The 11,020-nt window shown below is 63.3% G+C and carries 10 protein-coding genes; 3 read left to right on the top strand and 7 right to left on the bottom strand.

From position 1 onward, the window contains the following. Together ACK1U9_RS10380 and ACK1U9_RS10385 are read right to left on the bottom strand one after the other, a co-directional pair. On the bottom strand, nucleotides 1–839 hold an 839-nt coding region (locus ACK1U9_RS10380), incomplete at its 3' end, for a LysR family transcriptional regulator (RefSeq protein WP_449109871.1). A gap of 9 nt (nucleotides 840–848) precedes the next feature. Further along, nucleotides 849–3,062 (bottom strand): heavy metal translocating P-type ATPase, encoded by a 2,214-nt coding sequence (locus ACK1U9_RS10385; protein WP_153671402.1) that lies wholly within the window; start codon nucleotides 3,060–3,062, stop codon nucleotides 849–851. An 84-nt stretch (nucleotides 3,063–3,146) separates the two neighbouring features. Here ACK1U9_RS10385 and cadR point away from each other — a divergent pair, with 84 nt between their 5' ends. Further along, nucleotides 3,147–3,590, top strand: a complete 444-nt coding sequence (cadR, locus tag ACK1U9_RS10390) for a cadmium resistance transcriptional regulator CadR (protein WP_153671437.1) — start codon at nucleotides 3,147–3,149, stop codon at nucleotides 3,588–3,590. Between the two features lie 130 nt (nucleotides 3,591–3,720). On the opposite strand, the gene ACK1U9_RS10395 is transcribed toward cadR, so the two are convergent. Genes ACK1U9_RS10395 through ACK1U9_RS10405 form a run of 3 tightly spaced genes read right to left on the bottom strand, consistent with a single transcriptional unit; the run spans nucleotide 3,721 to nucleotide 6,349 of the window. Continuing rightward, nucleotides 3,721–4,692, bottom strand: coding sequence for a thymidylate synthase (locus ACK1U9_RS10395; RefSeq protein ID WP_153671403.1), 972 nt, complete (start codon nucleotides 4,690–4,692; stop codon nucleotides 3,721–3,723). A gap of 51 nt (nucleotides 4,693–4,743) precedes the next feature. Next, nucleotides 4,744–5,550, bottom strand: a complete 807-nt coding sequence (gene lgt / locus ACK1U9_RS10400) for a prolipoprotein diacylglyceryl transferase (protein WP_013974665.1) — start codon at nucleotides 5,548–5,550, stop codon at nucleotides 4,744–4,746. A gap of 16 nt (nucleotides 5,551–5,566) precedes the next feature. Next, complete coding sequence (locus ACK1U9_RS10405; protein ID WP_046613580.1) at nucleotides 5,567–6,349, bottom strand: sulfite exporter TauE/SafE family protein; 783 nt, start codon at nucleotides 6,347–6,349, stop codon at nucleotides 5,567–5,569. A gap of 128 nt (nucleotides 6,350–6,477) precedes the next feature. Between ACK1U9_RS10405 and ACK1U9_RS10410 the strand changes: the two genes are divergently transcribed. Continuing rightward, complete coding sequence (locus ACK1U9_RS10410; protein WP_153671404.1) at nucleotides 6,478–7,224, top strand: NRDE family protein; 747 nt, start codon at nucleotides 6,478–6,480, stop codon at nucleotides 7,222–7,224. A 72-nt stretch (nucleotides 7,225–7,296) separates the two neighbouring features. On the opposite strand, the gene ptsP is transcribed toward ACK1U9_RS10410, so the two are convergent. Together ptsP and ACK1U9_RS10420 are read right to left on the bottom strand one after the other, a co-directional pair. Continuing rightward, nucleotides 7,297–9,576: a phosphoenolpyruvate--protein phosphotransferase gene (ptsP, locus tag ACK1U9_RS10415; RefSeq protein ID WP_284385614.1), complete on the bottom strand. Its 2,280-nt coding sequence runs from the start codon at nucleotides 9,574–9,576 to the stop codon at nucleotides 7,297–7,299. A gap of 22 nt (nucleotides 9,577–9,598) precedes the next feature. Then, nucleotides 9,599–10,078 carry an RNA pyrophosphohydrolase gene (locus tag ACK1U9_RS10420; RefSeq protein WP_003249017.1) on the bottom strand — a complete coding sequence of 160 codons (480 nt, stop codon included), beginning with the start codon at nucleotides 10,076–10,078 and terminating at the stop codon, nucleotides 9,599–9,601. Nucleotides 10,079–10,219: 141 nt separating this feature from the next. Between ACK1U9_RS10420 and ACK1U9_RS10425 the strand changes: the two genes are divergently transcribed. Continuing rightward, nucleotides 10,220–10,876 carry a histidinol-phosphatase gene (locus ACK1U9_RS10425; protein WP_085601879.1) on the top strand — a complete coding sequence of 219 codons (657 nt, stop codon included), beginning with the start codon at nucleotides 10,220–10,222 and terminating at the stop codon, nucleotides 10,874–10,876. Nucleotides 10,877–11,020: the final 144 nt, after the last annotated feature.

Consider the following 11,020-nt stretch of genomic DNA (forward strand, 5'->3'; position numbering starts at 1 on the left):
ACCCCAAGGAATGCCGCCGGCAACCGCGCCTGGCGCCGCTCCTTCAGGCAATACAGGTACTCATGCATCACCGGCGCGTTCTCCAGCGCCAGCACTCGCAACTCAGGGTTGTGTGGCACCTCGTGCCGGGCAATCACGCTGATGCCGATATTGCGCAGTACCGCCTCACGGATCGACTCGCGGCTGCCAATCTCCAGCAAGGCTCCGGCCTTCACCCCGGCCTCCTGCATCATTTGCTCGGTCAGCTTGCGTGTGGTCGAGCCTTTCTCGCGCATCAGCAGGCAATGACCGGCGACCACGTCAATGGACACCGCCTGGCGGTGTGCCAACGGGTGGTTGCGATGCACCGCCACCACCAACGGGTCAGTCCCCAGCACCCGACGCACCAGCCGCGCGTCCTCCAGCAGTTGCGACGAAGCAGCGATATCCACCCGGTAGTCCTCGAGCATCTCCAGCACCTGCTGCGAGTTGCCGATTTCCACCGCCACTTCCACCTGCGGCAGGCGTTCGCGGTAGATCTTCACCAGGTCGAGAATGTAGTAAGGCGCCGTAGCAGCAATGCGCAAGCTGCCCTGGGCCTGGCCGCTGTTGCGTAGCTCGAACTCGATGTCGGCCTCCTGCTGCAGCAGTGCCTTGACCATCGGAAGCAGGCGCACGCCCTCCTCGCTCAGCACCAGGCGCCGCCCGCCGCGGTAGAACAGCTCCACCGCATACTGGCTCTCCAGGTTGCGAATCTGCGTGGTCACCGTGGGCTGGCTGAGCCCGAGCTTCTTCGCCGCCAGGGTGATGCTGCCCAGGCGGGCCACCATGTAGAAGGCTTTCAGCTCCGAACTCAGCATTCACATCCTCTATTTGCGCAACAGGCGCAAGCCGTTGAACACCACCAGCAGGCTCACGCCCATGTCGGCGAATACCGCCATCCACATGGTGGCCATGCCGGCAAAGGTGATCGCCAGGAATATCGCCTTGATACCCAACGCCAGAACGATGTTCTGCATGAGGATCGCCGCACTTTGGCGCGACAGCCTGACGAAGGCCGGGATTTTCCGCAAGTCGTCATCCATCAGCGCCACATCGGCGGTCTCGATGGCGGTGTCGGTACCGGCCGCCGCCATGGCAAAACCGATCTCGGCGCGGGCCAGCGCCGGGGCGTCGTTGATACCGTCACCGACCATGCCCACCCGATGGCCCTGAGCGTACAGGGTTTCGATGCTCTTGAGCTTGTCGGCAGGCAGCAGGTTGCCTTCGGCACGGTCGATACCCACCACGGTGGCGATGGCCTGGGCGGTATGCGGATTGTCACCGGTCAGCATGACAGTCTTGATGCCCAGCTCGTGCAGCTCGGCGATGGCCTGGCGACTGCTTTCCTTCACCGTGTCGGCCACCGCGAACAGCGCCAACGGGCCGGAGCGGTCGAGCAGCAGCACCACGGTCTTGCCCTGGCGTTCCAGCGCATCCAGCTGTGCCTCCAGCTCGGGCGAGCACAGCCCCAACTCCTCGACCAGACGGTGGTTACCCAAGTGGTAAACCTCACCCGCGATGGTACCGCGCACGCCACGCCCAGCCAGGGCGGCGAAGTCATCGACCTCGCTCAAGGCCAGGCCTTGCTCCTTGCCGAACTGGGCAATGGCGCGTGAAACCGGGTGGTCCGAACGCTCGCCCAGGCTGGCGGCCAGGGCTTGCGCGCGGCCTTCGAACAGCGGCTCCAGCACCTTGACGTCGGTCTGCACCGGCTTGCCGTGGGTGATGGTGCCGGTCTTGTCCAGGGCCAGAAAGTCCAGCTGGCGCCCGCCTTCCAGGTACACGCCACCCTTGATCAGGATGCCCTTGCGCGCGGCAGCAGCCAGGCCGCTGACGATGGTCACCGGCGTCGAGATCACCAGGGCGCATGGGCAGGCCACCACCAGCAGCACCAGGGCGCGATAGACCCAGTCGAACCAGGCACCGGCCATGAACAGCGGCGGTATCACCGCAACGGCCAGGGCAATGGCGAACACCACCGGGGTGTAGATGCGCGAGAAGCGGTCAACGAATCGCTGGGTAGGCGCCCGCGCGCCTTGCGCTTGCTCGACGGCCTTGATGATCCGCGCCAGAGTCGATTGCCCGGCAGCAGCGGTAACACGGAACTCCAGTGCCCCTGCCTGGTTGATGGTGCCGGCGAACAGTTTGTCGCCCACAGCCTTTTCCACGGGCAGGCTTTCGCCGGTTATCGGTGCCTGATCGACACTGGATTGCCCGCTGGTCACTTCACCGTCCAGGCCAATGCGTTCGCCCGGGCGTACCCGCACCAAGGCCCCGATGGCTACCTCCCGCACCTCCACTTCCCGCCACTGGCCATCGGCCTGGCGCACGGTGGCCATGTCCGGGGTGAGCTGCATCAGGCCACCAATGGCATTGCGCGCCCGGTCCAGCGAGCGGGCTTCGATCAGTTCGGCGACGGTGAACAACACCATCACCATGGCCGCTTCCGGCCACTGGCCGATCAGCACCGCACCAGTCACGGCAATGCTCATCAGCGCGTTTATGTTGAGGTTACGGTTTTTCAGGGCGATCCAGCCCTTCTTGTAGGTCCCCAGGCCACAGCCGAGGATAGCTGCCAGCGCTAGCGCCGCCACCACCCACTCCGGGGCCAGCGCGGCAAAGTGCACGATTTCGGCGGCGACCGCGGCAATACCGGCCAACGCCAGCGGCCACCAGCGGGTCTTTGCCACTTGTGCTGCGCTGGCGGCGCCATCGTCTTCGGCGCCAAGCGGCTCGGCTTTCATGCCCAGGCTGCCGATGGCCTGCTCGATTTCAGCGGTGCCAGCCAGGGTATGGTGCACGCCAAGCACACGGTTGATCAGGTTGAATTCCAGTTGCTCGATACCGGCCAGCTTGCCCAGCTTGTCCTGGATCAGGGTCTGTTCGGTAGGGCAATCCATGGCCTCGATGCGGAAACGGCTGAACTGGGCATGGCTGCTGGCCTTTTCGCTCAGTTGGACCAGAGCTGGCGCAGCAGCGCTGCCACAGCAGCTATGAGCGTGGTGATCGTGCTTGTGTTCGTGGCTGACAGGCTGGTTCATGGGGTCATCCTTAATTTGAGCCTGTTGCCAAGTGAACACCCTGTAGCCACTATAGGGTCAAGCCACTTGCTGGAGAATTTCGTGATGAAGATCGGAGAACTGGCCAAAGCCACCGACTGCGCCGTGGAAACCATCCGCTACTACGAGCGTGAACACCTGCTGCCGGAGCCGGCGCGCAGCGACGGCAACTACCGGCTTTACACCCAGGCCCATGTCGAGCGGCTCACCTTCATCCGCAACTGCCGCACCCTGGACATGACCCTGGATGAGATTCGCAGCCTGCTACGCCTGCGTGACAGCCCCGATGATTCGTGCGGCAGCGTCAATGCGCTGATCGACGAGCATATCGAGCATGTGCAGGCACGGATCGATGGGCTGGTGGCGTTGCAGGAACAGCTGGTGGAGCTGCGACGGCGCTGCAATGCGCAAGGGGCGGAGTGCGCGATCTTGCAGCAACTGGAGACGAACGGGGCGGTATCGTTGCCGGATACCGAGCATTCGCATGTGGGGCGAAGTCACGGGCATTGAAAGATCCAAGGGCCTAATCGCCGGCAAGCCGGCTCCCACAGGTTTTGCACAGCCCCCACTGGCAGCGCCGTCCTGTGGGAGCTGGCTTGCCGGCGAAAGGGCTGCAGAGCAGCCCCGGAAATCTGAAAGATCACACCGCCATCGGCGCCGTCATCGGCGCATGGTGCTCATACCCTTCCAGCCAGAAATCGCTCGGCTCGATCTTCTCCAGCCACTCCGGCTCGTACTTGCCCGTCTCGGCAAACGCCGGCACGCGGTCGCTGATCACCAGCTTCGGCGCTTCCAGCGGCTCACGCTTGAGCTGCTCGTTGAGCATGTCCAGGTGGTTCTCATACACATGGGCATCGCCGATGAAGTAGGTGAACCAGCGAGGGGTGTAGCCGGTCAGGCGGCCGAACAGCGACAGCAGCGCCGCGCCTTCGGTGAGGTTGAAGGGCGTACCCAGGCCCAGGTCGTTGGAGCGGATGTAGAGGGTCAGGGAAATTTCCCTGGTCTCCACATTCGGGTGGAACTGGTATAGCAGATGGCACGGCGGCAGGGCCATTTCGTCCAGCTGCGCGCAGTTCCAGCCGTGGAACAGGATACGGCGGCTGCCCGGGTCGTTGGCGATTGTGTCCAGGCACTGGCGCACCTGGTCGATGGCTTTGTACAGGATGACGAACGCGACGCCATCCTCCTCGTCCTGGGCGATGCGGCGGAACCCCGCCTTTTCGGCCATTTCGATGGCCGCCGGGTTGCTCAGCGGGATGCGCTTGTAGCCCGGCCACTGGCGCCATTGCACGCCGTAGATCTCGCCCAGGTCGTCATGCCCCTGGCGGAACGGGTTGGCCAGCCAATGGGCGTTCTCGTTGGCGTTCTGGTCCCAGACCTTGCAGCCCAGTTCGCGGAATTCACCGGCGTTCTTCACGCCACGCAGGAAACCAACCATTTCTCCGATCGCCGACTTGAACGCCAGTTTGCGCGTGGTAATGGCCGGGAAGCCCTTCTGCAAGTCGAAACGCAGCATGGCGCCCGGCAGGCTGATGGTGCGGATGCCGGTGCGGTTGCCCTGCAGCGTGCCGTTGTCGATGACGTCGCGGACCAGGTCCAGATACTGTTTCATGGCTTACCTGTAGCAAAAACGGCAGAGGGATCGCCCCTGCCGTGGGATTAATCAGGCGGGTTTCGCCGTAGGCTTGCGATTATAAGCCCACCAGATCAGGCCAAGGCCAGCCAGGATCATCGGTACGCACAGAATCTGACCCATGGTCAGCCAGCCCCAGGCCAGATAGCCAAGCTGGGCATCCGGTACGCGGACGAATTCGACGATGAAACGGAAGATGCCGTAGAACAGCGCGAACATGCCGGATACTGCCATGGTCGGCCGCGGCTTGCGCGAGAACGCCCAGAGGATCAGGAACAGCGCCACACCTTCTAGTGCGAACTGATACAGCTGCGATGGGTGACGCGGCAGCTGCGCCGGGTCGCTGAACGGCGGGAAGACCATCGCCCATGGCACGTCGGTGGCCTTGCCCCACAGCTCGGCGTTGATGAAGTTGCCGATGCGCCCGGCACCCAGGCCGATCGGCACCAGCGGAGCGACGAAGTCCATCAGCTCGAAAAACGACTTGTTGTTGCGCTTGCCGAACCACAAGGCCGCCAGCATCACACCGATGAAACCGCCGTGGAACGACATGCCACCCTTCCACACCTCGAAGATCAGCGTCGGATTGGCCAGGTAGGCGTGCAGGTCGTAGAACAGCACGTAGCCCAGGCGACCACCGACGATCACACCCATCGACAGCCAGAACACCAGGTCGGAGAGCTTTTCGCGCGTCCAGGTGGGGTCGAAGCGGTTCAGCCGGCGCGAGGCGAGCAGCCAGGCACCGCCGATACCTACCAGGTACATCAGGCCGTACCAATGGATTTTCAGCGGCCCGATGGCCACGGCCACGGGGTCTATCTGCGGGTAAGGCAGCATGGAACTTCCTCTCGATTCAAATCAAAAAGCTGAGGCCGACACAGAACAGCAGGGCTGCGAACAGGCGTTTCAACAAACGTGGCGACAGCTTGTGCGCCAAGCGCGCGCCGAAGCGGGCGAAAAACATGCTGGTCACGGCAATGCCGACCAACGCCGGCAAATACACGTACCCCAGGCTATGGGCCGGTAGGTGTTCCTCGTGCCAGCCCAGTAGCATGAAGCTCAGGGCGCTAGCCAAGGCAATCGGCAGGCCGCAGGCTGAAGAGGTGGCCACTGCCTGCTGCATGGGCAGGCTGCGCCAGGTCAGGAACGGCACGGTCAGCGAACCGCCACCGATGCCGAAAATGGCCGAAGCCCAGCCGATCACCCCTCCTGCACCAACCAGCGCGGGCTTGCCGGGGATGCCACGACTGGCCTTGGGCTTGAGGTCCAGGGCCATCTGCGCGGCGATGACCAGGGCGAACACACCGATGATCTTTTGCAGCAGTGGCCCCTGAATCAGCGAGGCGGTCTTGGCGCCGACACCGGCCCCAAGGAGGATGCCGAGGGTCATCCAGGCGAAGATCGGCCATTGCACCGCGCCCTTGCGATGGTGCTCGAGCACCGCATTGATCGAAGTGAAGACGATGGTTGCCAGCGACGTACCGACAGCCAGGTGGGTGAGCACAGAGGCATCGAAACCCTGCAAGGTGAAGCTGAACACCAGCACCGGCACGATGATGATACCGCCGCCCACGCCGAACAGCCCGGCCAGCACACCGGCGCAGGCGCCCAACAGCAGATAGAGCACGAATTCCATTCGTCTTCCCCGAGAAAACAATGCGGCATGGTAACGGAAGCCGGGCTCGGGGCTCTAGTGAACAGTGTGTCAGGATGGATCCTCCCCGCCGCTGTGGGTACAGTGGCAAAAACCCAGAGGCCCGACCGATGTGCCTGATCGTATTCGCCTGGCGGCCGGGGCATGCCCTGCCGCTGATCGTGGCGGCCAACCGCGATGAGTTCTATGCCCGCCCCACCCAGGCCCTGGCGGCTTGGGAGGATGCACCCGGGGTATATGCCGGGCGCGACCTGGAAGCCGGCGGCACCTGGCTGGGCGTCGGCCCGCAGGGGCGGTTCGCGGCGCTGACCAATATTCGCGACCCAGCGCAGGCTTTGGGGCCGCGCTCGCGGGGCGAGCTGGCGGCGGCGTATCTGCAGGGGGAGTTGGGGGTCGAGGCGTATCTGGACCAGGTGGCCAGCCGCAGCAGGCAGTATTCAGGGTTCAACCTGCTGGTGGGCGATGGGCGACAGCTGGGCTATCTGCATGCCCAGGACGCGGCGCCGCGCTTGCTGGAGGCCGGGGTTTACGGGCTTTCCAACGCCGGGCTGGATACGCCGTGGCCGAAGCTGGTGAAGGCGCGTAGTGGGCTGGAAGGATTGCTGAAAACGCCGGAGCCGCAGCGTTTGCTGGCGTTGCTGGCCGATGCCGAGCCTGCGCCGGAGGGCGAGCTGCCAGAGACGGGCGTGGGGTTGGCAACCGAGAAGCTGCTATCGAGTGTGTTCATTGCCAGCCAGAACTATGGGACCCGGGCGAGTACGGTGCTGATTGTGGATGATCAGGGAAGAAGGCGGCTTATTGAGCGCAGTTTCGGGCCATTTGGCGGACACTTGGGGAAAGTTGAGTTGCTTGTCTGATAATTTGATGTTGCTTGCGCCGGCCTCTTCGCGGGTTTACCCGCGAAGGAGCCGGAACAGGCCACCTGACATTCAGAGGGTCTTATTGGCCCCAGGCCCGATCATCCGCGCCAACCCAAGGTTTTTCAGGGCCAGTTGCAGCGAGCTGTGGATAACCTGCGGGTTGTCATGGCTCAGGGCCTCCGTCAGCAATTCCTTGGCCTTGCCCAGGTTGATCTGGCGCAGCATCCACTTCACCTTCGGCAGGTTGGTGGCGTTCATCGACAGGCTGTCGAAGCCCATGGCCATCAACAGGATCGCCGCTGCCGGATCACCAGCCATCTCACCGCAGATACTCACCGGCTTGCCTTCGCCATGGGCGTCGCGCACCACTGTGTTCAGCGCCTGCAACACCGCCGGGTGCAGGTAGTCGTAAAGATCGGCGACCCGCGGGTTGTTACGGTCCACCGCCAGCAGGTACTGGGTCAGGTCGTTGGAACCGACCGACAGGAAGTCCACCTGCCGCGCCAGCTCCTTGGTCTGGTACACCGCCGCAGGAATTTCCACCATCACGCCAACCGGCGGCATCGGCACATCGGTGCCTTCGTCACGCACCTCGCCCCAGGCGCGGTGGATCAGGTGCAGCGCCTCTTCCAGCTCATGGATGCCGGAAATCATCGGCAGCAGGATACGCAGATTGTTCAGCCCCTCGCTGGCCTTGAGCATGGCGCGGGTCTGCACCAGAAAGATTTCCGGGTGGTCGAGGGTGACACGGATGCCGCGCCAGCCGAGGAACGGGTTTTCTTCCTTGATCGGGAAGTACGACAGCGACTTGTCGCCACCGATGTCGAGGGTACGCATGGTCACCGGTAGCGGGTGGAAGGCCGCCAGCTGCTCACGGTAGATGGCCAACTGCTCTTTCTCGCTGGGGAAGCGCTGGTTGATCATGAACGGCACTTCGGTGCGGTACAGCCCTACCCCTTCGGCGCCGCGCTGCTGGGCACGGGCAACATCGGCGAGCAGGCCGGTGTTGACCCACAGCGGCATGCGGTGACCGTCCGGTGTAACGCACGGCAGTTCGCGCAGGGCATCCAGGCCCTGGGCCAGTTGGCGCTCCTCCTCGACCACGTCGCTGTACTGCTTGCGCAGCACTTCGCTGGGGTTGGTGAACACCTCGCCCTTGTAGCCGTCGACGATCATCTCGATGCCGTCGACCTTGGAATACGGCAGATCGACCAGGCCCATCACCGTCGGGATGCCCATGGCGCGGGCCAGGATGGCGACATGGGAGTTGCCCGAGCCCAGTACCGAGACCAGGCCGACCAGCTTGCCTTCCGGCACTTCGCCGAGCATCGCAGGGGTCAGCTCTTCACTGACCAGGATGGTGTTGTCGGCATACACCAGCGACTGCGCCCGGGCTTCCTGCAAGTAGGCCAGCAGGCGCCGGCCCAGGTCCTTGACGTCGGAGGCGCGCTCGCGCAGGTAGTCATCATCCATCAACTCGAAGCGGTTGACGTGCTCGCCCACCACCTGGCGCAGGGCGCCCTGGGCCCACTGGCCGGTCTTGATGACCTCGGTCACCTCACCGCCCAACGCAGCGTCTTCAAGCATCATCAGGTACACATCGAACAGTGCACGCTCCTCCGGGCGTAGCTGGGTGGCCAGCTTGGCCGACAGCTTGTGCATATCGTCGCGCACGCCTTCGAGGGCGTTCTGGAACAGCTTCAGTTCGGCGTCGATATCATCGACGGTCTTGTCCGGTACCACTTCCAGATCGGCTGGCGGCAGCATAACCACTGCTCGACCCACGGCGGCGCCAGGCGAGCCCGGTACGCCGACGAAGCGCGCCTCCTGGATGCCCTTGCCCTGGCGGCCCAGGCCACGGATCGAGCCGGTGGCCTCGGCGTGGGCGATAACTCCAGCGAGCTGGGCGCTCATGGTGACCAGGAAGGCTTCTTCGCCCTCGTCGAACTGGCGGCGTTCCTTTTGCTGGATGACCAATACCCCGACGACGCGGCGGTGGTGGATGATCGGCGCACCGAGGAAGGAGGCGAATTTTTCTTCGCCGGTTTCGGCAAAGTAGCGATAACGCGGGTGGTCGGCAGCGTTTTCCAGGTTCAGCGGCTCTTCCCGGGTACCGACCAGGCCGACCAGGCCTTCGTTGGGGGCCATGCTGACCTTGCCGATGGAACGCTTGTTCAGGCCTTCGGTGGCCATCAGCACGAAGCGGTTGGTTTCCGGGTCGAGCAGGTAGACGGAGCAGACTTGGCTGCCCATGGCCTCCTTGACACGCAAGACAATGATCCCCAACGCCGACTTGAGATCTTTGGCGGAGTTTACTTCCTGGACGATCTTGCGCAGCGTATTGAGCATGGCTCGGGGTCGAACTCCGTCGTCAGTCGCGCGTCAGCAGACGCGGTGCTAGCTCTTTCAGGGCGCGTCGGTAGACCTCGCGCTTGAATGTCACAACCTGGCCCAGCGGGTACCAATAGCTGACCCAGCGCCAGCCGTCGAACTCCGGCTTGCCGGTCAGGTCCATTCGCACCCGTTGTTCGTTGCTGACCAGACGCAGCAGGAACCATTTCTGCTTCTGGCCGATGCACAGCGGCTGGCTATGCGTACGCACCAGTCGCTGGGGTAAACGATAACGCAACCAGCCACGGGTGCAGGCAAGAATTTCCACATCATCGCGTTCAAGGCCAACTTCTTCGTTCAGCTCGCGGTACAGGGCATCTTCCGGCGTCTCGTCAGGGTTGATGCCACCCTGGGGAAACTGCCAGGCATCCTGGTTGATCCGTCGAGCCCATAGCACCTGCCCGGCATCATTCGTGAGAATGATCCCGACATTGGGGCGAAAACCATCCGGGTCGATCACGGCAGCAACCTCGCAAACGCATGTCACCGCATTGTTCCACAAAGCTTGCGAGCGCAGCAACGCGCCCGCCAAGCTTATGTGCAGCAGCGTGAAAACTCCGTATTCTGCGGGCCTACCCTGTGGCTGATGCGAGTGACCGCGATGCGCCTGGCTTTATTCGACCTGGACAATACCCTCCTCGGTGGCGACAGCGACCATGCCTGGGGCGACTACCTTTGCCAGCGCGGCATCCTCGACCCGGTTGCCTACAAGCAACGCAACGATGGCTTCTATCAGGAATACCTGAACGGCACACTGGACCTGCAGGCCTACCTGGCCTTTTCCATGGAAATCCTTGCGGCAACACCGGTACTCCAGCTCGACGAATGGCACCGCGATTTCATGCGCGACTGCATCGAGCCGATCATCCTGCCCAAGGCGCTGAGCTTGCTGCAGCAACATCGCGAGGCTGGCGACCAGTTGGTGATCATCACCGCCACCAATCGCTTCGTCACCGCACCGATTGCCCGGCGCCTGGGGGTTCGCGTGTTGCTGGCGACCGAATGCGAGATGCGTGATGGCCGCTATACAGGGCGTAGTACCGATATTCCGTGTTTCCGTGAAGGCAAGGTGACGCGGCTGGAGCGCTGGATGCTGGAGAACGGTTTCGACCTTGAGGACAGCTATTTCTATAGCGACTCGATGAACGATTTGCCGCTGTTGCAGCGGGTGGCGCATGCGATGGCGGTGGACCCCGACCCGAAGTTGCGGGCGGAGGCCGAGAAACGTGGGTGGCCGGTGGTTTCGCTGCGGGATTGAGGTTTTCCTGTGCCGGCCTCTTCGCGGGCATGCCCGCTCCCACAGGGATCACCACAAGCCTGGAGGGCTGCGCCGTACCTGTGGGCCTGTAGCTGACAGGGCTCAGGCCATTGAGTTTCAGCCTGATGCGATCATGGTTGTAAT

The sequence above is a fragment of the Pseudomonas sp. XP1 genome (genome assembly GCF_053557675.1).